At 68.9% G+C, this 23,637-nt stretch carries 21 protein-coding genes; 3 read left to right on the forward strand and 18 right to left on the reverse strand.

Annotated elements, in window-relative coordinates; genetic code table 11:
- Positions 1-4 precede the first annotated feature (4 nt).
- From ACZ5KV_RS04285 to ACZ5KV_RS04365, 17 genes are all read right to left on the reverse strand, one after another.
- The gene (locus ACZ5KV_RS04285; protein WP_464241110.1) at positions 5-1,354 is read right to left on the reverse strand and encodes a sigma-54-dependent transcriptional regulator; all 1,350 of its coding nucleotides are present in this window, start codon (positions 1,352-1,354) and stop codon (positions 5-7) included.
- A 333-nt stretch (positions 1,355-1,687) separates the two neighbouring features.
- Complete coding sequence (locus ACZ5KV_RS04290; protein ID WP_464241111.1) at positions 1,688-2,485, reverse strand: split-Soret cytochrome c; 798 nt, start codon at positions 2,483-2,485, stop codon at positions 1,688-1,690.
- A gap of 317 nt (positions 2,486-2,802) precedes the next feature.
- Entirely contained in the window at positions 2,803-4,401 is a 1,599-nt protein-coding gene (locus ACZ5KV_RS04295) for a ribonuclease J (protein ID WP_464241803.1), read from the reverse strand.
- Between the two features lie 46 nt (positions 4,402-4,447).
- A complete protein-coding gene (locus ACZ5KV_RS04300; RefSeq protein ID WP_464241112.1) occupies positions 4,448-5,146 on the reverse strand; it encodes a lysophospholipid acyltransferase family protein in 699 nt (232 codons plus the stop codon).
- A gap of 174 nt (positions 5,147-5,320) precedes the next feature.
- Positions 5,321-7,381, reverse strand: coding sequence for an elongation factor G (gene fusA / locus ACZ5KV_RS04305; protein ID WP_464241113.1), 2,061 nt, complete (start codon positions 7,379-7,381; stop codon positions 5,321-5,323).
- A 169-nt stretch (positions 7,382-7,550) separates the two neighbouring features.
- A complete protein-coding gene (locus ACZ5KV_RS04310; RefSeq protein WP_464241114.1) occupies positions 7,551-8,033 on the reverse strand; it encodes an adenosine-specific kinase in 483 nt (160 codons plus the stop codon).
- Positions 8,034-8,732: 699 nt separating this feature from the next.
- Complete coding sequence (locus ACZ5KV_RS04315; RefSeq protein ID WP_464241115.1) at positions 8,733-9,422, reverse strand: ABC transporter ATP-binding protein; 690 nt, start codon at positions 9,420-9,422, stop codon at positions 8,733-8,735.
- 9 nt (positions 9,423-9,431) lie between these two features.
- Positions 9,432-10,595, reverse strand: coding sequence for an ABC transporter permease (locus ACZ5KV_RS04320; RefSeq protein WP_464241116.1), 1,164 nt, complete (start codon positions 10,593-10,595; stop codon positions 9,432-9,434).
- 10 nt (positions 10,596-10,605) lie between these two features.
- The gene (locus ACZ5KV_RS04325) at positions 10,606-11,076 is read right to left on the reverse strand and encodes a Fe-S-containing protein (RefSeq protein ID WP_464241117.1); all 471 of its coding nucleotides are present in this window, start codon (positions 11,074-11,076) and stop codon (positions 10,606-10,608) included.
- Between the two features lie 234 nt (positions 11,077-11,310).
- Positions 11,311-11,742 carry a DUF4079 family protein gene (locus ACZ5KV_RS04330; RefSeq protein WP_464241118.1) on the reverse strand — a complete coding sequence of 144 codons (432 nt, stop codon included), beginning with the start codon at positions 11,740-11,742 and terminating at the stop codon, positions 11,311-11,313.
- A gap of 75 nt (positions 11,743-11,817) precedes the next feature.
- Positions 11,818-12,669 carry a UbiA family prenyltransferase gene (locus tag ACZ5KV_RS04335; RefSeq protein WP_464241119.1) on the reverse strand — a complete coding sequence of 284 codons (852 nt, stop codon included), beginning with the start codon at positions 12,667-12,669 and terminating at the stop codon, positions 11,818-11,820.
- A complete protein-coding gene (gene coxB, locus ACZ5KV_RS04340) occupies positions 12,666-13,907 on the reverse strand; it encodes a cytochrome c oxidase subunit II (protein WP_464241120.1) in 1,242 nt (413 codons plus the stop codon). The genes ACZ5KV_RS04335 and coxB overlap by 4 nt, the downstream gene beginning before the upstream one ends.
- A gap of 7 nt (positions 13,908-13,914) precedes the next feature.
- Positions 13,915-14,208 carry a cytochrome C oxidase subunit IV family protein gene (locus tag ACZ5KV_RS04345; RefSeq protein WP_464241121.1) on the reverse strand — a complete coding sequence of 98 codons (294 nt, stop codon included), beginning with the start codon at positions 14,206-14,208 and terminating at the stop codon, positions 13,915-13,917.
- A 10-nt stretch (positions 14,209-14,218) separates the two neighbouring features.
- Positions 14,219-14,818 (reverse strand): cytochrome c oxidase subunit 3 family protein, encoded by a 600-nt coding sequence (locus ACZ5KV_RS04350; protein ID WP_464241122.1) that lies wholly within the window; start codon positions 14,816-14,818, stop codon positions 14,219-14,221.
- Entirely contained in the window at positions 14,811-16,421 is a 1,611-nt protein-coding gene (ctaD, locus tag ACZ5KV_RS04355) for a cytochrome c oxidase subunit I (protein ID WP_464241123.1), read from the reverse strand. The genes ACZ5KV_RS04350 and ctaD overlap by 8 nt, the downstream gene beginning before the upstream one ends.
- 10 nt (positions 16,422-16,431) lie before the next feature.
- Complete coding sequence (locus ACZ5KV_RS04360) at positions 16,432-17,397, reverse strand: SCO family protein (RefSeq protein ID WP_464241124.1); 966 nt, start codon at positions 17,395-17,397, stop codon at positions 16,432-16,434.
- A gap of 34 nt (positions 17,398-17,431) precedes the next feature.
- The gene (locus tag ACZ5KV_RS04365; protein WP_464241125.1) at positions 17,432-17,746 is read right to left on the reverse strand and encodes a c-type cytochrome; all 315 of its coding nucleotides are present in this window, start codon (positions 17,744-17,746) and stop codon (positions 17,432-17,434) included.
- A 784-nt stretch (positions 17,747-18,530) separates the two neighbouring features.
- On the opposite strand from ACZ5KV_RS04365, the gene ACZ5KV_RS04370 reads away from it, so the two are divergent.
- The 3 genes from ACZ5KV_RS04370 to ACZ5KV_RS04380 all read left to right on the forward strand — a co-directional run bounded on the left by ACZ5KV_RS04370 (position 18,531) and on the right by ACZ5KV_RS04380 (position 22,699).
- A complete protein-coding gene (locus ACZ5KV_RS04370; RefSeq protein WP_464241126.1) occupies positions 18,531-19,685 on the forward strand; it encodes a mandelate racemase/muconate lactonizing enzyme family protein in 1,155 nt (384 codons plus the stop codon).
- Between the two features lie 47 nt (positions 19,686-19,732).
- Positions 19,733-20,734 carry a TAXI family TRAP transporter solute-binding subunit gene (locus tag ACZ5KV_RS04375; RefSeq protein ID WP_464241127.1) on the forward strand — a complete coding sequence of 334 codons (1,002 nt, stop codon included), beginning with the start codon at positions 19,733-19,735 and terminating at the stop codon, positions 20,732-20,734.
- Positions 20,735-20,812: 78 nt separating this feature from the next.
- Positions 20,813-22,699 carry a TRAP transporter permease gene (locus tag ACZ5KV_RS04380; RefSeq protein ID WP_464241128.1) on the forward strand — a complete coding sequence of 629 codons (1,887 nt, stop codon included), beginning with the start codon at positions 20,813-20,815 and terminating at the stop codon, positions 22,697-22,699.
- A 102-nt stretch (positions 22,700-22,801) separates the two neighbouring features.
- On the opposite strand, the gene ACZ5KV_RS04385 is transcribed toward ACZ5KV_RS04380, so the two are convergent.
- Positions 22,802-23,557: a GntR family transcriptional regulator gene (locus tag ACZ5KV_RS04385; protein ID WP_464241129.1), complete on the reverse strand. Its 756-nt coding sequence runs from the start codon at positions 23,555-23,557 to the stop codon at positions 22,802-22,804.
- Positions 23,558-23,637 lie beyond the last annotated feature (80 nt).

Genomic DNA, 23,637 nt, shown 5'->3' on the forward strand with positions numbered 1-23,637 from the left:
GCGCTCAGGCCCGGATGCCCAGGTCCCGCATCTTCTTCCACAGCACCTTGCGCGTGACGCCCAGCCATGTCGCGGCCTCGCACTTGCGGCCCCCGGTGTGCTCCAGGGCCTGGAGGATGCGGTCGCGCTCGTAGCGGCGCACGCCCTCGGCCAGGCCGGGGCGCTCCTCCCCGGTCTCGCCGGATTCCTGGGCCAGCACGGTCTGGCGCACGCGCTGCGGCAGGTGCCCCAGGCGCACGACGCCGTTTTCGGCCAGGAGCACCGCGCCCTGCAGGATGTTGCGCAGCTCGCGGATGTTGCCGGGGTAGTCGTAGGCCAGCAGCGCGCTGCGGGCGCGCTGGGAAAGCGTAAGCTGCCCGCGCCCGAACTGTTCGCGGTAGATGTTCAGGAAATGCTGGAGCAGCAGCGCGATGTCGTCGCCGCGGTCCTGGAGCCGGGGCAACAGGATGGGCACGACGTTGATGCGGTAATACAGTTCGCTGCGGAATTCCCCGGCCGCCACCATGGCCTCGATGTCGCGCGAGGTGGCGAAGATGGCGCGCACGTCCACCGGAATGGGCGCGTTGCCGCCCACGCGGGTGATGACGCCCTCCTCCAGCACGCGCAGCAGCTTGACCTGCATGAGCAGGCCCATCTCGCCCGCCTCGTCGAAGAAGAGCGTGCCGCCGTTGGCGGACTCGAACTTGCCCTGGCGGGTGCGGTGGGCCCCGGTGAAGGCGCCCTTGACGTGGCCGAACAGTTCGGATTCCAAAAGCTGCTCCGGCAGCGCGGCGCAGTTGATCTTGACCAGGGGCTTGCCGCGGCGCGAGCTCAGGTGGTGCAGCGCGTCGGCCACCAGTTCCTTGCCCGTGCCGCTCTCGCCCTGGATCAGCACGGGAATGCCCGTGTCGGCCAGGGCCTGGATGCGGTCGATGACCGGCTGCACGGACAGGCCGCCGATCATGTCTTCCAGGCCTTTCCAGGAGGACAGGTTCAGGCTGTCGTGGCGCAGCTTGCGGAGATGAAAATAGCGCTCCACGGCCAGGAGCAGCGTTTCCTCGGGGAAGGGCCGGGTCAGCACGTCGAAGGCGCCCAGGCGCATGGCTTGCACGGCCAGGGCCACGTCGGGCCGCTCGGCGATGAGAAACACGCCCGTGGCCACATAGTGCTCGGCGGCCTTGGCCAGCAGTTCGAGCCCGGTCATGCCCGGGGGGTTGTCGCCGGAGATGAGCAGGCCGTAGCGCCGGGAGCCCAGGGCGACCATGGCCTGGAAGGCATCTTCCACAACCTCCACCCCGTACCCGGCCTCGCGCAGGACGCGGGACGCGCCGTCGCGCGCCTCCGCATCCCAGGCGACCAAAAGAATCGTCTGCATTCGGCTGTCCTTTCCCCGTGGTGAAATACAGCCGCGCGGCCCGCCTCGCCGCCACCCGTTTCCGCACGGAAACGCCTGCAGTATAGAAAAGAAGGACGCGGCGCACAAGGCCGCAGCGACCCGTTTCGCCAGGAGAAAAGACCGGAGGGGCGGCACGCGCCGCGCCCCCGCCCCCCTGGCCGAAAGGCCGACGAACGGGAGGGAAGAACCCGCGCGCCGCCCACCTGCCCGTGCGAAACGGGCGCGTTCGGGCGGCGTGCGGCACCGGGCCCGCAGGCCCCGCGTCGGGGGGAGTCTCCCCCCGGCGCGGAGCGCTGGATGCGGGTGCGGCGATTACGGGTGATTCAGGAACTTGTTCTGGGTATGGTCCGTGCCCGCGTGGCAGGGCGTACACTCCTGAAGCCCCTTGAGGAAGGGCGCTTCCTTGTCCTTGCCGTGGCATTCGCCGCAGTACGTCAGGGACTCCGGCCGGGCCAGCGTCGGGGCGAACCGGCCGCCGATCTTGGCGTTGATGATCTCGATGGCCTTGCGGGCCACGTCGGCGGTGATCCGCCCGCAACGCTCGGAGCGGGTCTTGGAATCCGCCGGGATACCCGTGGCGAAGCTCCAGGAGGAGACCGAAACGTGGCAGAGCACCGAACCGCTGGCGTGGGTGGGAATCGCGCCCTTGACGCCCATGGCGTCCTCGCCCGGGTCGTAGAGGGGGAAGGCCGTCTGCTCGTACCAGCGGAACAGTTCCGTGACCATGGGGTCGCGCTCCTTGCGGCCCCAGAACAGCGCCATGGCCGAGGCCGCGCCCAGCAGCGCGCCGCAGATGGTGCCCCAGTCGGAAATGCCGCTCTTGCCGACCTCCATCACATGGAAGGGGAACTGGTTGTACGGCGCGCCGAACTTTTTGCCCATCACGCCCACGATGCTGTAGAACGCGCCGTAGCAGCAGCCGTAGCCCTTGTTCCAGTATCCCGCGTAGGCGTAGGGTGCGCACTCGTCGGGGTCAAGCGCGTGCGCGGTCCAGGTCGTCTCCTCCCGCATTTCGGGCATGGCCGCCGAAAGCGGCCTCAGACCGATGAATCCTCCGACCACGGCTCCGCCCATGGCGCAGAGCAGATTCCTCCGGGAAACGCATGTCATGTCGTGCTCCTTCCTTGTAGTTTTTCCAGCAAAAGCGGGCCTCTTCTCAAGGCGCGCTGCCCGCTTTCAAGGCAAGGGCCGTGCCACGAACATAATACTTTGAAATAACTACACATTCACAGGGGCACAGCAAAACGGGGCCCCAGAGGCCGGAAAACGTTCCGCCCGGAGGACGCGATTCCGGAAGCCGCGTCCCCGAACGGGAACAACTGTGCCCGCACGGGGCGCCCGCCTGCGGGCAGGGAAGGGGGGGAGCAAGGAAGGGGGGAGCAAGGAAGGCACGGGGCGCGAACAGCGCCCCGCGCGAAGGAATCGGCCTAAACCAGCATCACCAGCGGCACGACCACCGGGTCGCGGTCCAGCACGCGGCGGAAGAAGCGGCGCAGGGACGAGCGGATGCGCTCCTTGAGCTTGCTCGTCTCTCCGGGGCGGATGTTCTCGAAGATGTCCAGGATGATGCACTTGGCGTCTTCGAGCACGTGGCTGTAGCGCTGCTCGAAGACGAAGCCCTTGGAGGCCAGGTCCGGGCCGACGAGAATCTCGCCCGTCTCCTTGTCCACCACCAGGGTGACCACCACCATGCCCTCGCCGCCCAGGAGCTGGCGCTCCTTGAGCACGGTCTGGCCCACGTCGCCCACGCCCTTGCCGTCCACGTAGATGCACTCCGTGGGCACGCGCTCGTGCAGCCGGATGCCCGAGGGGCTGATGGTCAGCGGGTCGCCGTCTTCCAGAATCAGCGTCCGCTCCACGGCCACCCCGCACTCGCGGGCCAGGCGGCAGTGCTTGACCAGATGGCGGTATTCGCCGTGCACGGGCACGAAGAAGGTCGGGCGCACGGTCTGGAGCATGAGCCGCAGTTCCTCGCGGTGGGCGTGGCCCGAGGCGTGGATGGCCTGGACCTTCTCGTAGAGCACCTCGGCGCCCAGGCGGTAGAGGTTGTTGATGATCTGGGTGATGGCCCGCACGTTGCCGGGAATGAAGCGCGAGGACATGAGCACCAGATCGCCCTTGCGGATGCGCAACTGGCGGTGCTCCCCGGCGGCGATGCGCGAGAGCGAGGCCAGGGGCTCGCCCTGGGAGCCCGTGACCAGCAGCACCAGTTCCTCGTCCTTGTGGCGGGGCAGGTCTTCCAGGGAAATGAGCACCCCCGAGGACACACGGATGTAGTCCAGCTCGCGGGCCAGCTCGATGTTGCGCACCAGGCTCCGGCCGCTGACGGCCACCTTGCGCCCGTACTGCTCGGCCAGCTCGAAGATCTCCTGCATGCGCTGGATATGGCTGGAAAACAGCGTCACGATGATCCGCCCCGGGGCGGTGCGGAAGATTTCGCCCAGGGAGGCCTTGATCTCGCGCTCGGTCAGGGCGTGACCCTCGCGCTCGATGTTGGTGGAGTCGGACAGCATGAGCCGCACCCCGGGCCGCGCGAAGCGCTCGAAGGCCTCCAGGTCCGTCTCCTGGCCGTGGGTCGGCGTGCGGTCGATCTTGAAGTCCCCGGTATGCACGATGCGCCCGGCCGGGCTTTCAATGCCCAGGCCGTAGCCGCCGACGATGGAATGGCACACGGGGAAGAAATTGACGTAAAAATTGCCGATCTGCACGCGCTCGCGGTCCTGAACCACGCGCATGTCGGTATACTGCTCCAGGTTGTGCTCGCGCAGCTTAGCGGCCACAAGCCCGAGGGTGAATTCCGAGCCGTACACCGGCGCGTCCACGTGGGGCAGCAGCCAGGGCAGGGCCCCGATGTGGTCCTCGTGGCCGTGGGTCAGCACGATGCCCTTCAGACGTTCCTTGTTCTCCACCACGTAGTCGAAGCGCGGAATGACCACGTCGATGCCGTAAAGGTAGGTGTCGGGGAACATCAGCCCGCAGTCGATGAGAAACATGGATTCCCGGGTTTCCAGGACCATGCAGTTCATGCCGATCTCGCCCAGGCCGCCCAGGGGCGTCAGGGTCACGTCGTGCTCAGTCACGGCGCAGCTCCTGGTAGGCGGTGTTCATCATGGCGTGCAGGTCGTCGCGGAGCTGCTCACGCTGCTTCAGCGTGTAGCTCCCGGCGGGCACGGGGGGCAGGGCGCGCACGCGGATCGGCGCACGGCGCAGCAGCAGGCGGCCCTTGGGCAGGGCCTCGCCCGTGCCGTGGACAACCAGCGGAGCCACGGGCAGCCCGGTCTTCAGGGCCAGGATCATGCCGCCGACCTTGAACTCGCCCAGGGCCTCCAGGTTCCTCTGGCGGGTGCCCTCGGCGAAGACCAGGATGTTGGCGCCCTCGCGGGCCTTGTTTGCGGCCTCTTCCAGGCTCTTCATGGCCCGGCGGGGGTTGCCGCGGTCCACGCTGACGTGCCCGGCGCACTCCAGGGCCCTGCCGAACAGCGGGATGCGGAACAGCGACTCCTTGGCCACGAAACCCACATGGCGCGCGCGCAAAACGTGCGTCAGCACCGGAATGTCCAGTTGGCTTTGGTGGTTGACGATGAAGATGTAGCGTTGGGCGGGGTCCAGGGCCGCAAGGTCGGCCCGCACGGACAGCCCGGCCACGCGGACGATCCACGTCGACCAGGTGCGCGCGGCCCAGGGCGCGGCCCGGCGCGAGGCGGCGGCCACGGCGGAGAAGAACAGGGTCAATGGGAAAAAAGCAATATAAAATATGATGTTGCGTAGCATCAGGGACTGCGTTCCGCCCGAGGGCGCGTTGGGGTGACGGCGCGATGCGCGCAATGTACGGGAAAACCGGTGTCAAAACAAGGCCAAGCCCGCCACGGGAATGCACAAACCGCCCTCCCCCCGGCGGGGGGAGGGCGGCCTGGGATTTCTCGGGGCGCCGTGGGCGGAGCCGGGCTAGTCCTGGTCCTTCCTGCTCTCGGCGATGACCTTTTCGGCCACCTGCGGCGGGGCCTCCTCGTAGTGATCGAACTCCATGGTGAAGGTGCCCTGGCCGCCGGTCATGGAGCGCAGGTCCGGGGCGTACTGGAGCACCTCGGCCATGGGCACGTGGGCCTTGACCTCGGTGATGCCCGCCTTGGAGTCCGAACCGAGCACCTTGCCCCGGCGGCTGGAAAGGTCGCCGATGACATCGCCCATGAACTCGTCGGGCACGAACACGCTGACCTGGACGATGGGCTCCAGCAGCACGGGCTTGGCCACCTCGGCGGCCTTCTTGAAGGCGATGGACCCGGCGATCTTGAAAGCCATTTCCGAGGAGTCCACCGCGTGGTAGGAGCCGTCGTAGCAGGTCACGCGGAAGTCGACCACCGGATAACCGGCCAGCACGCCGCGCGCGGCGGCCTCCTGGATGCCCTTGTCCACGGCGGGGATGTACTGCCGGGGGATGGAGCCGCCGACGATGGCGTCCACGTACTCGTAGCCCGTGCCCCGGGGCAGGGGGTCCAGCCGGATGAAGCAGTCGCCGAACTGGCCGCGCCCGCCGGACTGCTTCTTGTGGCGGCCCTGCACGTCGGCCTTGCCCTTGAAGGTCTCGCGGTAGGGAATCTTGGGCGTTTTGAGGACGATGCCGACCTTGTAGCGCCGCCGGGCCTTCTCCACGCTGATCTCGATGTGCAACTGGCCCGAGCCGGAGAGCAGGATGTCGCCGGTTTCGGCGTCGCGGGTCAGGCGCAGGCACACGTCCTCGTCCAGCAGCTTGTTCACCGCGGAGTAGACCTTGTCCTCCTCGCCCTTTTCCTCGGGGGCCAGGGCGTAGGAAATCAGCGCCGGGGGCAGGTTCGGCTTGGCCAGGGTGAACGGCTCCCGCGGGTCGCAGAGGGTGTCGCCGGTGCCGGTGAGCTTCAGCTTGGCCAGGGCCAGGATGGCGCCGGGCCCGGCCTCGCCCTTCAAGGGCTTCTGCTCCTTGCCGCACAGCACCAGAAGCTGGCCCACGCGCTCCTTGTCGCCCCTGGCGGTGTTGTGCAGGGTGCTGTCGGGAGACAGCGTGCCCGAGAGCACGCGGATGACCGAAAGCTGCCCGGCGAACGGGTCGGCCAGGGTCTTGAAGACGAAGGCGGCCACCGGGGCCTCGGCGGAGCTTTCGCGGTCGACGCCGTCCTCGCCCAGCCAGGAGCCGCGGTCCAGCCCGCTGGGGAAGAGGTCCTGCACGATGTCCAGGATGAAGCCCGCGCCCTTGTTCTCCAGGGCGGAGCCGCAGGCCACGGGCACCAGCCCGCCGGAAAGCACGCCCGAGCGCAGGCCCTGGCCGACCTCCTCGGGGCTCAATTCGCCCTCCTCGAGGTACTTCTCCATGAGCGTCTCGTCGCTCTCGGCGATGTTCTCGATCATGGTCTCGCGCAGGCTCTCCACGTCGGCGGCCATGTCGCCGGGCACGGTGCCCTCGCGCAGCTTCCCGCCGTCCTCGAAGAACAGGGCCTTGTTGCCCAGCACGTCCACCACGCCCTTGAAGGCGTCCTTTTCGCCGATGGGCATGTAGAGCAGCACGGGGCGGATGCCCAGCACGGCGGTCAACGACGAAAAGGCCATGTCGAAGTCGGCCCGGTCGCGGTCCATCTTGTTGACGAAAACCATGGCCGGGCGGCCCGAGGCCAGAACCTCGTCCCACAGCTTCTTGGTCAGCGGCTTGGCGCCGTCCACGGCGTCCACGACGAAGACCACGCCGTCGGCGGCGGTCAGGGAGTAGGCGATGTCGCCGGTGAAGTTGGTGTCTCCGGGAGTGTCGATCAGGAAGTGGGTGGCCTTCTTCCAGGGGTAGCTGGCAAAGGCGGGCTGGATGGAGCCGCGGCGCTTGATTTCCTCGGGCTCGGTATCCAGGGCGGTGGTGCCCTCCTCGATCTTGCCCAGACGGTTGATGACACCGGTCTGGAACAGCAGCATCTCGGCAACCGATGTCTTGCCGCAGCCGCCGTGGCCGACGAGGGCGTAGGTCCTCTGGTTCTTCAGCGCATCCGACATTGATTTCTCCCTTGTGTTAGCCGTCTGTACCCGATCCCTCCGTGGTCCGGGACCGGGTTTTGGTCCCCACACTGGAAACTTTAAAAGGCATAGACCTATACGAAGATGGCTTCAATATTGTCAAGGGCGCGGGCACGCTGGTCGCCCGACCAGCGCGGCCCGGCGACCCTTAGAGCTTGTAGCCGATCATGCGCAGGAATCCCTTGCGCCGCTCCACGTCCTCGGGGCCTTCCTCGCCCTTGGGCGCGAAGCCGTCGATGACGCCGAGGATGCCCCGGCCCTGCTCCGTGGCGGCCACGACGACCTGCACCGGGTTGGCCGTGGCGCAGAACAGGCGGACAACCTCGGGCACGGCCTGCACGGTGTTCACGATGTTGATGGGGAACATGTCGCGCATGAACAGGATGAAGCTGTGGCCGCAGCCGATGGCCCCGGCGTTGCGCCGGGCCAGGGCGATGCAGTCCTCGTCGGTGCCCGTCAGGCGGATGAGGCATTTGTCCGAGGCCTCGCAGAAGGCCAGGCCGAACTTCGCGCCGGGCACGGCGCCGACAACGGCCTCGTGGATGTCCTCCACGGTCTTGATGAAATGCGACTGGCCCAGGATCAGGTTCAGGCCGTCGGGGTTGTGGACGGCGACGGTGGTCAGTTCCATGGCGTGTCCTCTGGCCGCTGGGGCCGGTGATGGTTCTCGCGGGGGCGGGGCGGCGCAAGGCCGGACCCCGGTCCACTGTGGCGCACAAGCCCGCCGGGGGCAAGCCCCGCGGAGGCCAAAGCTGACCCGAAGCAGCGCGAAAACCGTAAAACGTGCCGCACGGCGGACGGCGGCGGGAGGCGGAAGGCGGCCCCGGCGCAGGCGGACAACGGCGGAGGCCAAGAGGAAACGCAAGGGGCGCGCGGGGCGGGAGGGGGCAAAGGCCGGGCCCGGACGGGCCGCCGGAAAGGCGAACCCCGGGTGCGGCGGGCGGCTCCGCCGGACCAGGGCTTCCGAAAACGGGCGCCCCCGCCTGCCGGGAAGCGGCCCAGGCGGTCACCGGCATTGAGGGGGGGGATACCGGTGCCCGGCCAGGCCGCCTCCGGGCGGGCGGAGGCGTGTGGTCGGCAAAAACTCGACTGGAATACTAAGGATTCGCCATCCCTTGTCAATGTCTATCGATGGTCTTTTTATCAATAGAAAAATCAAATAGTTGTCCTACCTCTCCGCCCCCTCTCGCGATGTCCGGCTCCCGCGCCGCGCGGGGCACGGAATCCGGGTTAAAACCAGAATAGCAGATTCCCGGCGCCAGGGCCAGGGGGCAGGCCGAATTCCGGGGCCGGAGCCGTCGCCGCGCACCTCCCGGTCCGGCCGCGTTCCTCAGGCGCACCTCCCCGCGTCCGGCGCCGGGGTCGTCCGGCCCTCGGCCATGGCCACCACGCGGTCGGCCCGCGCCGCGTAGCCTGCGTCGTGGGTGACCATGACCACGGCCAGCCCCTCGGCGGACAAGCCGCGCAGCAGGCCGATGACGCCCTCTGCCGTGGCCTTGTCCAGACTGCCCGTGGGCTCGTCGGCAAAGAGCACCCGCGAGCGCTTGACCAGGGCCCGGGCGATGGCCACGCGCTGCTGCTCGCCGCCCGAGAGCTGCCCGGGCAGCCGCCCGCCCTTGCCGCCCAGGCCCACGCGCTCCAGGCACTCGCCCGCAAAGGCCCGCGCCGCACGCGGCACCGGGGCCAGGCTGCCCATGAAGGGCAGCAGCACGTTCTCCCGAGCCGTGAGGTAGGGCAGCAGGTGGTGCTGCTGGAAGACCATGGCGAAATCGCGCTGCCGCAGGGCGTTCAGCCCCGCCTCGGGCAGGGTCGTCAGGTCGCGCCCGTCCAGGGTCAGGCTGCCGCCGTCGGGCGCCAGCAGGGTGGACAGGATGGACAGAAACGTGGACTTGCCCGAGCCCGAGCGGCCCACGATGGCCACGAACTCGCCCGGGGCCACGTCCAGATCGGCCCCGGCCAGGGCCGGGGCGGGCGCCCCGCCCGAACGGTAGGTCTTGGTGATGCCGCGTGCCGTGAGCATGGCGCCTCCTTACAGGGAAACCAGGGCTTCGGAGGGCTCCACGCGCGAAGCCTTCCACGCCGGGACCGCCGCCGAGACGACGGACACCCCGGCCATGAACGCCACCGTGGCCGCCAGGGCCAGAGGCATGAAGGCCAGTTCGGCCACGTCGGCGATATGCAGCGCGGCCACGACCTTGAAACTCAGGGCGTAACCCGCCAGGAACCCGGCCAGCCCCGCCGCCAGCCCCAGGAACAGCGCCTCGGCGCTGAACAGGGTGAACACCGCCCCGCGCGAGTAGCCCAGGGAGCGCAGCAGCCCGATCTCGCGGCGCCGCTCGTTCACCGCCGAGAGCATGGACAACCCGATCATGGCGCAGGCGGTCAGCAGGATGACCACGCTCACGGCCAGGATCAGCCGCTGCACGAAATGCACGGAGAGCATGCGCTGCTCCACCACGCTGCGCAGGGCCTTGACCTCCACCCCGGGGATGGCCGCGCCGAGCTGGGCCACCATGTCCTCGATGGGGCAACCGGAGCACAGGGCCGCGACCTCAATGAAACTGACGGCCCCGGGCCGCCCCGTAAGCTCCTGCACGAAGCCCAGGTCGGCCAGGATCACGCCGTCGTCGTCGTCGCCCGTGGGCCGCAGCACGCCCCCCACCGTGGCCGGAGCGCCCAGGCCCGCCACAGTGTCGCCCGGGTCCAGGCCCAGGCGTTCGGCCACCCGCGCGCCCAGCAGCACCTGCCCGGGCCCCTCGGGCCACGCGCCGTCCACGCTCCAGTGGCCTTTCATCCTGCGCTCCTCGTCGAAGCGCACGCCCACCAACCCCACGGCAACGCCGTCCAGCTCGCGCATGGCCACCAGCTTGGGCGCCACGGCGGCCACGTTGGCGGCGTTGGCGATGCCCGCCACGCGGGCGCGCACGTCGGCCTCGTCCAGGGTGCGCACCTCCACGAGCATGTCGCCCAGGCGCAGCCCGCCGTAGCTGACCGAAAGCGTTTCCGAACGTGGGGAAACCAGGATGTTGGCGCCGAAAGCCGTGAGCTTCTTCTCCAGGCTCTCGCCCACCACGCGCGACACGTGGCCCAGGGCCACGATGCTCGTCACGCCCAGGGTGAAGACGGCCAGCAGCAGCAGGGTCCGCGGCCAGCGGCGCCGCCCGCTGCGCAGGGCGATGGTCAGGATGTTCACGGGCGCCCCGCTAGAAGAAGTTCGCGCCCGCGCGCAGGGCGGCCAGAGGGATGCTCAGGGTGTCGCCGTCCACGCGGCGCTCCAGCGGCGCGGGGTTGCAGCCGCCCTTGACCTCGTTCACCCGCGCCACGTCGAAACGCTGGGAGCAGTTCACGCAGACCATCTGCGCGCCGTCCTGAGTGTAGCCCTTGCGCGAGTGGTAGCACACGTCGCAGGCGTCGAAGGCCGCGCGGACCACGCCGTCCCGGCTTTGGACCACGAAGAAACGGATGCCCTTGCCGCCGTCGCTCAACTCGTAGAAGTGCGCGGCGCCGTCGTTGATCTCGGCCAGGGGAATGCGCACGGCGTCGCCCTGGGGGCGCACGGCGGCGTGTTTGGAGCCCAGGCCGAAGAAGGCCTTGGCGGGCGCGGCGCCCAGGGTCAGGGCCAGGGCCAGCACCGCGAAGGTCAACCCGCCGGGGGTGGAAATCCTCTTGCGCATGGGAACCTCTCGAAGCTTGGTCGCCCGGGCCGCCGGGGAGCGGCGCCGGTCGCGTGCAAGGGGCTGCACACATTCACGACTTGCGCAGTCGGGATTGCAAGAGGCCTGCCAGGGCGGCGGCATCAATGACGGCGGGATGATAGACCACAAACAACGCCGCGCGCGGGCTCCAGGCCCCGCGCGCGGCGCAGGAATCGGCACAAGCATGTGCAGCGGACTGCACAGCGAGCTGGCTTATTCGGACAACAGGAACATGTGCAGCAGCCCCCAGCCCGACCAGACCTGATACAGGGCCAGGGCCAGCAGCACCGTGTTGTTCAGGCCATGAAAAATATGCAGGTATTTGCGGCGTTTCTTCACGCGGTCAAGCAGGTGGCCGCTGGCGTAGCCCGCGCCGATCAGCGCGGCCATGACCGCGCTGACGGTATAGTGCGCGCCGCTGATGCCCCAGGTGCCGAAGGACAGGCGCATGGCCAGCACGCCGATGACCAGCCCGGCCAGCCAGCCCACCAGAGCCACCTTGCCCCAGCGCACGTGGGCCTTCCAGGGGAAGACCACCGAGCGCCGCCCCAGGTGGACGAAAAAGAAACGCCGCACGCCCATTTCCATGGTCCACAGGGCCAAGAGGGTCGCGGCAAGCTGCACCAGGGGATGAATCCAGAGCATGAACGCCTCCGGCGGGAAACAGGGGTTGCGGACCCGGAGCGGGGAGCGCCCCGGGCGACGGGCCGAAGCGAAAACCTAGAAAGGCCAGGCCGCCAGCAGCGTTCCGGCCAGGGCCAGGGCCATGGAACCGTTGACGGCGGCCAGGGCCCGCGCGCCGCGCCCCGGGGCCACGGCGGCCACGGCCAGCCCGGCGGCCAGCGCGGCTGCCGCCAGCCCGCCCACGGCGCCCGCCCGCCCGGCGGCCCCGCCCAGGGCCAGGGCCACGGCCAGACAGATGCCGACGCAGTAGGCGCCCGTCCACAAGGCCAGCACCGGCCCCCGCGAGCGCGCGGGCAGCGCGGCGAAGGGCGGAGCGAACCCGGCCCGTTGATACTCCGCGCGCCGCCGCCACGCAAGCAGCCAGAAATGCGGCACCTGCCACAGGTAGACCATGGCCGTCACGGCCCAGATGAGCGGCGCGTCCGGGGCGCCCCCGGCGCCCAGCCAGCCGCACAGCGGCGGCAGGGCTCCGGCCAGGGCGCCCACCAGGAGCGCCGCGCCCGTCCGGGGCTTCAGGGGCGTGTACAGGCCGTTGTAGAGCGCGACCACCGCCAGCCCCACCCCGGCCAAGGCTGCGCCGCCAGCCAGGATGAAGAACCCCAGCCCCGCCGCGCACAGCGCCAGGGCCAGCCCCAGAGCCGCCCCCGGGGCCATGCGCCCGGCGGGCAGCGGCCGGTCCGCCGTGCGGGCCATGCGCGCGTCGCGTTCGCGCTCCTGGAGCTGGTTCAGGGCCGAGCAGCCCGCGCAGAGCAGCACGGCGCCCGGCACGGCCCAGGCCGCGCCCGGGCCCGGCCCTCCGTCCGCCAGCAGCGCCCCGCACAGGGTGGCCCCGCCCACGGCCAGGCTCACCCCCGGGCGGGTCAGAGCCAGCAGGTCGCGCCGCGTCATTGCTGCGGGGCTCCGGCTCCGGCGCCGTCCTGCGGGCCCAGGCTGCGGATGTACTCCACAAGCTGGTCCACCTGCGCGGCGTCCAGGGAATCGTACCCGGGCATGATGGGCGTTTCGCCCTCCACCACCAGGGCTCCGGGGTCCAGGATGGACTGGCGCAGGTAGGCGTCGTCGGCCCGCACCTCGCGCAGGGCCCCCGAGGCGTCGCGCACGGAACGCATGGAATCCGCCAGCCCCCGGAAGCTCGGCCCGGCGATGTACGAGCCGTCGGTGGAGTGGCAGGACATGCAGCCCTCGGCCTCGGCCAGTTCGCGCCCGGGGGGCGGCCCGGCGGTGTCGCCGGTGAGCATCCACTGGACCATGGCCTCCAGGTCTTCTTCCGGAATCTGATCCTGGTACGACGGCATCATCGGATCGTAGCCCTCGACGATCTCGGCCTCGGGCTCCAGCAGGGCGCGGCGCAGGTAGTCCGCGTCCACGGTGACCCGCTCCTTGCGGCCGTCGGGCAGGAGCACGTCGGCCACGCGTCCGCCCAGGGCGTCCAGGGGCGGGCCCGCGCCCGCGCCTCCGGCCAAGTCGTGACAGCCGGTGCAGCCGTACGTCTCGAACAGCTCCCGGGCCCGGGAGCCGACCGCGTCGGTGCCCGCCAGCCACTGCCGGAACTCCTCGGCGGGCACCACGCGCAGGGTGGTGATCATGTTGGCATGCTTGAGGCCGCAGTATTCGGCGCACAGAATGTCGAACTCGCCCGGGGCGCTGGCGTTGAACCACGCCGTGGTGGTCAGCCCCGGCACGGTGTCCATCTTCAGCCGCAGGGCGGGCACGTAGAAGCTGTGGATCACGTCGCGCGAGGTCATGGACAGCTTCACGTCGCCGCCCACAGGGGCCACGAGCACCGCCGAGCGCTTGCCCCCGGGGTAGGTGAAGGCCCAGGACCACATGCGCGCCTCGACGGCCACCTCCATGGCGCCCTCGGGCACGGTGCGCATGGCCTTGAAGCTCGTCCAGCCGAACCAGAACATGCTCATGACGATGACCGTGGGCAGGATGGTCCACAGCAGTTCCAGGCCCAGGCTGCCGGGAATCTCCACGGCCTCGGGATTGCGGGTGTGGTGATAGCGCCAGGTGAAATAGAGCATCAGCACCGTCACCAGCACCAGGGCGCCCACGGCGAAAGCCAGGATGAACAGGAAGGCCCGGTCCACCTCGCTCGCGGCGCTGAAAAGTTGCTCGGTCATGGCGGCCCTACCTGTAGGCGGTGTCGAAGAAGGTGAAGCCGATGAAGATGGCCAGGATGGCGAAGGTCATCAGCACGAAGCCCTTGAAGACCCAATTCTCGTACTTGAGGTGCATGAAGATCAGGACCACCAGGGTGGCCTTGGCGGTGGCCACGGCCATGGCGACCACCACGTTCCAGAAGCCCAGGTTCACCCCCGCCACCCAGACGGTGACGGCCGTGAGGACCAGAAGGCCGCACCAGATGCCCGTAAGCATCCCGTAGCCCGGGCCGTGGTGCGTGTGCGTCGTGTCGTGCGTCATGCGCTCCTCCTCAGCCCACCAGGTAGAACAGCGGGAACAGGTAGATCCAGATCAGATCCACCAGATGCCAGTACAGGGCCCCGTTTTCCAGGAACACGAAGTGCTCCGGCGTGCAACGCCCGGTGCGCATGAACCACCACGCGAAGCCCAGCACGGCCATGCCCACGGTGACGTGGATGCCGTGCAGGCCGGTCATGGCGTAGTACATGGCGAAATAGACGGCCTCGCCCGGGGGCTGGGCCGCCAGATGCTCCGAGCCGGGGTACAGCCCGTGGTGGAACTTGGCGCTCCACTCGAAGTACTTGATGACCAGGAAGACCCCGGCCAAGGCGATGGTGCCCAGGGTCAGGCGCCGGGCCGGGGCGACCTGCCCGCGCTTGAGGGCCGCCACGGCCATGGCCACCAGCCAGCTCGACGTGATGAGCACCACGGTGTTGGCCGTGCCCATGCGCACGTCGAGGTTGCCGCTGGCGACGTGGAAGGCGTCGTGGTGGCGCGCCATGTACACCGCGAAGAGCACGAACAGTCCGCCGAAGAGCAGGATCTCCGTGAACAGGAACAGCCACATGCCCAGTTTGGCGCCTTCATAGTCCTTGTGCGGCTCACTCATCGGCGTGCACCCCCCGGAAGTCGTAGGGGCCGCGCTCCACCACCGGCTCGGTGGCGAAGTTGTGGGCCGGCGGCGGCGAGGGCAGGGTCCATTCCAGGGTGGCCGCGCCCCAGGGGTTCGGCCCCACGCGCGGGCCCGAGCGCAGCCCGCGCCACAGGTTGACGAACATCAGCGCCAACCCCGCGGCCACCACCCACGAGCCCACGGTGGAGGCCTCGTGCATGGCGGTGTACTGCGGCAGATAGTCGTAATAGCGCCGGGGCATGCCCGCCAGCCCCATGAGATACATGGGGAAATACAGCCCGTTCATGCCGATGATGAGAATGACGGCCGACCACGTGGCCACCCGCTTGTTGTACATCCGGCCGTGGACCTTGGGCAGCCAGTAGTGCATGGCGGCGAACAGGCCCATGCCCGTGCCGCCGAAGATCACGTAGTGGAAGTGCCCGACCACGAAATAGGTGTCGTGGACGTGCATGTCCGTGCCCGCCGCGCCGAGGACCAGCCCGGTGATGCCGCCCATGGTGAACAGGAAGATGAAGCCCAGGGCGAAGACCAGGGGCGGCTCCATGTGGATGGAGCCCTTGTACAGCGTGCTGACCCAGTTGAAGACCTTGATCGCCGAGGGGATGGCCACCACGAAGGTCAGAAGCGAGAAGACCATCACCGCCGTGTCGCTCATGCCCGAAACGAACATGTGGTGCGCCCAGACCAGCGAGCCCGCGAAGGCGATGGCCAGGCTGGAGACGGCGATGGTCTTGTAGCCGAAGATGGCCTTGCGCGCGAACACGGGGATGATGTCCGAAATCACGCCCATGGCGGGCAGGACCATGATGTACACCGCCGGGTGGGAGTATATCCAGAACAGGTGCTGGTAGAGGATGGGATCGCCGCCCCGGGTGGGGTCGAAGACGCCCATGTCCAGCACGCGTTCGGCGATGATGAGCAGGCCGGTGATGCCCAGGATGGGCGTGGCCAGGAGCTGGATCCAGGCCGTGGCGTACAGGGCCCAGGCGAAGAGCGACAGGCGCGTCCAGGTCAGCCCCGGGGCGCGCAGGCGGTGGATGGTGACGATGAAGTTCAGCCCGGTGAGGATGGACGAGAACCCGAGAATGAACACGGCGGCCACGGCCACGGAGACGTTGGTGCTCGTCACCGCCGAGAAGGGCACGTAGAAGGTCCAGCCCGTGTCGGGCGGGCCGTCGCCGGTGAACAGCGCGGCCAGGGCCGTGACGGCGCCGATGGCGTACAGCCACCAGGAGAACATGTTCAGCCGGGGGAAGGCCACGTCCTCGGCGCCCAGGTGCAGCGGCAGGATGATGTTGCCGAAGGACGCCGGGATGCTGGGGATGACCACCAGGAAGATCATGATCACCCCGTGCAGGGTGAACATGGCGTTGTAGGTCTGGGGGCCCATGATGGTCGGGCCCGGGGCGATGAGCTCCAGGCGGATGAGCAGGCCCAGGGTGACCCCGACGATGAAGAACCCCAGCACGCACCACAGGTAGAGCAGCCCGATGCGCTTGTGGTCCATGGTGAACAGCCAGGAGCCCAGGCCCCGGGCGTCCCAGAAGCTCCCGGAGGCGGCGCTTGCGTCGTTCATGTGCGCTCCGCTAACGGCGTTTCCTTTTGCCCGCCGCCAGCAGAACCACCAGCAGCAGGGCGATGGTGCCAAGAACCGTGAATCCCGTGACGCGCAGAATATTGAAGGCGTAGCGCCGCCCCTTGGGGTCGTAGCTGTAGCAGTAGGACAGCAGGCGCTTGACCGATATGCCCGGGGTGCCCTTGGCGGCCTCGGTGGCGGCCATGGTCACGTCGAAGGGCAGGAAATCCGAGCCGTAAAGATAGCGCACGATCTTGCCGTCGGGCGCCACGGCCACGACCACCACCGGATGGGCGAAGTCGTCGCCCATGCGCTGGAAGCGGAAGCCCAGGGCGTCCATGGTCGTGGCGATGCTCTCGCGGCTGCCGGTGAGGAAGGTCCAGTGGTCCGGGGGGAAGCCCTGGCCCAGGGCGGCGTCGAAGTTGCGCTTGCTGCGGGCGGCGGTTTCGGGGGTGTCGCGCTCGTCGAAGCTGATGGAGACGATCTTCAGGTCCTGCCCGGGGGTCAGGCTGACCTTGGGCAGCACCCGGGCCATGGCCCCCTGCAGGATGTTGCAGACGTTGGGGCAGGTGTAGAACACCGGCAGGATCAGCGTGGGCGCGCCCATGGCCTGGCCCAGGGTCGTCTCGCGGCCCCGGGAATCGGTGAAGACCGTATCCAGGGGCACGTATTCGCCCAGGTGTTCGTCCACGCCCACGGGCATGTCGCTTCTGGCCGCCTCGGCCTGCATGGCCTCGTGGTCGTGGGCGGGCATGTCCGGCGCCGGGGTGAACTGGTCGTGGGCCGCGTGGCCGTCCTGGTCCGCATGGGCGCCGTGGCCCTGGCCGCCAGCGGGCACGGAGGCCGCGGCGTCGTGCCCCGTGTGCCCGGTGGCCGCACCCTGCGGCGCGGCGTGGTCCTGGTGGGCGTGGCCGTCCTGGGCCCGGGCGACGCAAACCGGGGCGGCCGCAAGGGCCGCCCCGAGAAATGCCGCCACGGCCCAAAGGCCGCACCGGGCCGCAAGGCTCCGGCTAGAACGTGGCGATGTAGTCGGCAAGGGTCTTCAGCTCCTCGTCGCTCAGTTTCTTGGCGAACTTGGCCATCATGGGCGCGGTCTTGTCCTGCACCTTGTAGGTGCCTTCCTTGTAACCCTTGAGCTTGGTCAGCAGTTCGTCGGCGCTCTGGCCCTTGAGGGCCGGGGACACGTTCATGGCGGTTTTGGAACCGTCGGCCCCGTGGCACCCCTTGCAGGCGCCGTAAAGCGCCGCGCCGTCGGCCATGGCGGCGGCGGCGAACAGCGTCGTGGCGAACACGGTGGACAGGCCAATGGCAATGATCCGTTTCATCTCTGGTTCTCCTTGGTTTTCCTCCGCTGCGGTCCGTTCCGCGCGGTGCAACAGTGGCGCCACGGTCTCGCGCCCCGGATACCCGCCGGACGAAGGCCGTGACCTTGCGCTCTAGGAAAACAAAAAAACCGCGCCCCGGCAAGAGGTGTCTGGAATTTTTTCATTTCCTCCTTTGCATTCCCGCGCGCGGCCCCCCGGGGCAGCCCGAAACGCAGGGACCGGAACGCATCCGGTCCCTGCGGACGCCGCCGGAAATCGCCCGCTCCCCGGCTCGCCCCGGCGCGCCCTCCCGCTCCCCGTCCCCTCCCGCTTCCCCTCCCCGGTCCCGGCCGAGCGCAGGCGCCGCCGGGCTTGCCGTTCCGCCGAAGCGCCTTGCGGCACGGCCCGGGGCGCATGTGCCGCAAAGCGCAATCCGCCCGGCCCACCACCCGCGGCAGGGCAATCCTACAAAAAAGAAGGTTCCCGTCCCGAAAACCTCGCGCTTGATTTCGGCGGCCTCCGTGCGCTGCTTAAAATGCAACATAGCAAAATAAAAAGATAATCATCGCACAATCCGCGTCGTTTCACCTTTTGCGGGCAACGTTGCCCCGCTCTCGAAAGAGCGCTTGACTCAAAATAGGTATGGTGAGTAGTATCTTAGTACTTTTAAGCACAAGAGGCGCTCCCGCCGGGGTGCCGTGGAGGGGAAGCGGCGGCCAACCTCCTGCAATACGAGGAGAATCCGCACAGGCTCACCGGGCCATGCGGAAAGACACAGGCCAACACCAAACCACAGGAGAGGATCATGGCTGTACTGGCCGGTCCGGTAACGATCGCAAAAGTTGAAATCCGCGTCTTCCGTGCGCCCATCGCCGTCCCGGTCCGCACGTCCTTCGGGACGATGCACGACCGCCCGGCGGTCATCGTGCGCGTGGAGGACGGCCAGGGGAACCACGGCTGGGGCGAGGTCTGGTGCAACTTCCCCTCCTGCGGCGCCGAGCACCGGGCCCGGCTGGTGGAAACCGCCGTGGTGCCGCACGTTCTGGGCAAGACCTTCGCCGACCCCGCGGAGGCTTTCGACGAAATGACCCGGGGCGTGGAAGTGCTGGCGCTCCAGGCCGACGAGCCCGGGCCCCTGGCCCAGGCCGTGGCGGGCGTGGACATCGCGCTGTGGGACATGGCCGCGCGCAGGGCGGGCCGCCCGCTGCACGCCCTGCTGGGCACGGCGGGCATGACGGTCATGCCCGCCTACGCCAGCGGCATCAACCACCCCGGCGTGGCCGAGACCATCGCCCGCTCCCGGAGCGAAGGCTACCGGGCCTTCAAGATCAAGATCGGCTTCGGCGAGGCCCGCGACATGGAAAACCTGGACAGCGCCCTGGGCGCCCTGGAGCCCGGCGAAACCCTCGCCGTGGACAGCAACCAGGCCTGGAGCCTGCCCCAGGCCCTGGACATGGTGCAGCGCATCGGCAGCCTGCCCCTGCTCTGGCTGGAGGAGCCCCTGCGCTGCGACAGCCCCGCCCAGGCATGGCGGCAACTGGCCGCCGCGAGCCCCCTGCCCCTGGCGGGCGGCGAGAACATGCGCAGCACGGCGGCATTCGCCGAGGCGACCTCCGGGCCGGTCTTCGGCGTCGTCCAGCCCGACGTATGCAAGTGGGGCGGGCTCACGCGCTGCCGCGAGGTGGCCACGGCCGTCCTGGCGGCGGGCAAGCGCTACTGCCCGCACTATCTGGGCGGCGGCATCGGCCTCATGGCCTCGGCGCACCTGCTGGCCGCCGTCGGCGGCGACGGGATGCTCGAAGTGGACTGCAACGCCAACCCGCTGCGCGAGATGCTGGCCACGCCGTATCCCCCGCTGCGCGACGGCAGAATGACCCTGAGCGACGCCCCCGGGCTCGGGGTGGAACCGGACCTGGACGCCCTGAAGATGTTCCAGGTCGCCCATATGGTGTGTGCGTAGGGACAACAACCAACAATGGAACCTCTGACATCCTGCGAGGACGGACCATGACACGCATTCTTTCCACCTGCATCGCGGCCCTGTTGTGCATTTTTCTCATGGCGCAAACCGCCCCGGCGGCCGACAAGCCGACCATCATCCTGCTGAGCACCCCCTTCGGCACGGGCAGCTACGTGCTGGGCACGGCCATGGAGAGCATCGTCAACCAGGGCGACTACCCGGTGACCGTCTCCCACGCCGAAACCCCCGGCCAGGCCTTCAACGTCATGAAGCTCGGCGGCGACGAGGCCGCGCGCAAGAACACCGTGGTCGTGGCCACCTCGGGCATCGAGTGGCTGGCCCAGCGCGGCATGAAGCCCTTCAAGCAGACCTACGAGCCCCTGAAGGTCATCGGCACCCTGAACTACGCCATCACCTGGCTGGTGACCACCGACAAGAGCATCAAGACCATGGCCGACCTGCACGGCAAGCGCATCGCCCTGGGCCGCGTGCCGCAGATCGTCTGGGGCTACGAGCCCGACGCCCTGCTGCGCAACGGCTACACCGACGAGTTCTACAAGAGCCTGCGCATCCAGTTCGTGGGCACCACCGAGGCCGCCAACGCCCTGGTCAACGGCCAGGTGGACGCCGCCGTCATCGGCGGCTACCTCGACCCCATCCACGCCGCCTTCTCGCCCAGCCCGCAGACCGTCGAGGTCATGGCCTCGGGCCGCAGCCTGACCCACCTGGACTGGACCCGCGAGGCCGTAGACAACACCGCCGTCAAGGACATCACCCTGCTGCCCTTCGAGCTGCCGGCGAACACCGTGGAAGGCCAGGCCGGCCCCCTGTGGGCCGGTGCCGAAATCCAGGCCTTCTGCGTGCATCCCGACTTCCCCGAGGAGTACGCCTACATCCTGACCAAGGCCATGATCGACAACGTCGAGGCCTTCGCCCAGTACCACGCCATGGGCTCGCTCATGAGCCGCGAGGCCCTGGTCAAGGGCTGGAAGGTGGAAGATTTCCACCCCGGCGCCCTGCGGGCCTACAAGGAGGCCGGGCTCCTCTAGGCCGGACACCGGCCCGGCCCGGGCGCGGACCCGGGCCGGGCCGCAGCACCAACACACCAGAACGGGGGCAGAGGCATCATGGAATCACGCATATCCCTTTCAAAGCTGCTGTTGACCATCGGCGCCCTGGGCATGGTCGCCTACCACGCCGTGGCCTCGCAGTATCTTTTCTTCGGCCAGTGGGAGCACCAGACCATCCACTTCGCCTTCCTCTTCTTCCTCATCTTCGTGAGCTACGCGCGCAAGGCCAAGAGCCCGGCGTTCAAGGGCTTCCTGTACCTGTGCCTGGCCGTGGCCCTGGCCGGTTGCGCCTACGTGTACCTGAACATCGAAGAACTTGAGATGTCCCAGGGCTTCCCCAGCCGGGCGGCCCTGGTCGTCGGGGTCTGCCTCATCCTGTGCACCTCCCTGGGCACCTACCTGAGCTGGGGCCTGCCGCTGCTGGTGGTGGCCCTGGTCTTCGTGGGCTACTTCTTCCTGGGGCACCTGCTGAGCGGCCCGCTGTACCACACGCCCTTCTCCTTCGACTACGTCATCTCCTACCTGAGCGTGGGCCTGTCGGGCCTTTACGGCCTGTTCATGTCCATCAGCGCCGACCAGGTGTTCATGTTCGTGGTCTTCGGCGCGCTGCTGGGCATCTTCAAGGTCGAGGGGCTGCTCATGGAGGTCGGCAAGATTCTGGGCCGCCGCCTGCGCGGCGGCGCGGGGCTGACCGCCGTGTTCTCCAACTCGCTCATCGGCATGGTCTCCGGCGCGCCGGTGGCCAACGTGGCCATCACCGGGCCCTTCGTCCTGCCGTACATGCGCAAGTCGGGCTACACCGTGGACGAGGCGGGCGGCGTGCTGGCCTGCTCGGCCACGGGCAGCCAGCTCATGCCCCCGGTCATGGGCGCGGCGGCCTTCATGATGGCCACCTTCATCGGCCAGCCCTACGCGGTGGTCATGGTCGCGGCCCTGCTGCCCGCGGCGCTGTTCTACTTCGCCGTGGCCGTGGGCGTGCAGTTCCTGTCCGTGCGCAAGAACCTTCAGACCGTGCATCTGGAGGTGGACTGGCGGCTCATCCGGCGGCGCATGTTCGTGTTCATCGTGCCCATCGGGCTGATCTTCGCCATGCTGCTTTTGCGCTACGGCCCGGCCAACACGGCCTTCTGGGCCTGCGTGGTCACGGCCGTCACCGGCTTCGCCGTCAAGGACACCCGGCCCACACTGCGCGAGGTGGTCGATTCGCTGGTCAGCGGCGCCATCACCGGCGCCAAGATCGGCATCTCCCTGGCGCTCATCGGCATGGTCGCCCAGACGCTCATCTCCACCGGCCTGGGCAGCAAGCTGGCCAGCCTGATCCACCTGCTGGCCGGTGGCCAGCTCTTCATCGCCCTGCTGGTGACCATGCTGGTTGCCCTGGTGCTGGGCTGCGCCGTGCCCCCGGCGGCGGCCTACGCCCTGTGCGCCATCATCATCATCCCGACCCTGACGCCCCTGGGCGTGGACCTGCTCCAGGCCCACATGTACTGCTTCTACTTTTCCATCATCGCGGCGGTGACCCCGCCCGTGGGCCTGGCCTCCCTGGCGGCCACGGGCATCTCGGGCGGCAACTACGCCATCACCAGCGTTCACGGCTTCCGCCTGGCCCTCAGCGGCTTCATCCTGCCGTTCCTCATCGTCTACAACCCCGTCTTCTCCTGGGACTTCGCCGATCCCGTCTGGGCGGGCTGCTCCCTGGTCTGCATCCTGGTGGGCCTGACCGCCATGAGCGGCCTGCTCTACGGCGCCATGCTCCGGCCCTTCGCGGCGCGCGACTGGCCCCTGGCCCTGGCGGGCATGGTCGTCGCGTTCTGGGTGGTGCTTTTCGGCGCCGGCCTGGACGCCGCCCAGACCATGGCCGTCACCGTGGCTGCCGTGGGCATCCTCGCGGCCCAGCTTTGGATGCAGCAGCGCTTCACCCCGCTGGTGTCCGCCGAAGCCTGACCCCGTTTTCCCCCCCTCACCTCCATACGCACAGCCCCCGGCCGACTCCAGTCGACCGGGGGCTGTCAGGCTGTGGCCGCCCGCGCGGGCGGCGTGGCGCGCCTAGCGCACAAGGTCGATGTCGAAGCGCACGCGCTGCCCGGGGTGGACCATGCTGGCCACGTACACCGCGCAGCCCGAACGGTCGCGCGCCACGCGATCGACCAGGGCCACGGGCGAACCGATGGGGATGTCCAGGTGGCGCGCGGCCTCCACCGAGGCCGTGCCGATGGTCAGAATCTGGCGGGCGCTTTCGATGTACACGTCCATTTCGCCCATGACGGGGATGACCGTGGTCTCGTTGAAGCGCGCGGGGGCCAGGTCGTAGATGCGCTTGTCGAGGTACAGCTCGATGAGCGCGAAACGGACGCCCTCCTTGATGTGCACGCGCTTCATGTAATGGTAGACCGGGGCCGGGTGCGGTTCGTCGGCGGTCAGCAGCGGGCAGGAGGTCACGTCGGCGGCGTGCAGCAGCTCCACCTGCGCGCCCTCGATGCGCTTGACCATGGCGCTCCACGAGGTACGCATGTTCTCGTAGGTCATGCTCGGCAGGCGATGCACCACGTGGGTGCCCCGGCCCTGGCGGCTGGCCAGGAAGCCCTCCTCCACCAGCAGTTGCACGGCCTGGCGCGCCGTGACCCGCGCCACGCCGAACTGTCCGGCCAGTTCGTGCAGGCTGGGCAGCCGGGTGCCGGGTTGCAGCGCGCCGCCGGTGATCTGCTGGCGCAGGTAGTCCGCAAGCTGGGAATACAGGGGCGGCCCGGGATGGCGGAAGCGCGGCTCGTCCGGGAGCGGGAGGGAGGATGTACGTTCGGTCATGGTCCGTCGCTGTTTGAGGTTCAGGCGGCACCCGTTGCCCACACGGCCCGGCGGCGGGTCACGGCGGGCACCACCGGCGG

Source organism: Desulfocurvus thunnarius (assembly GCF_055390965.1).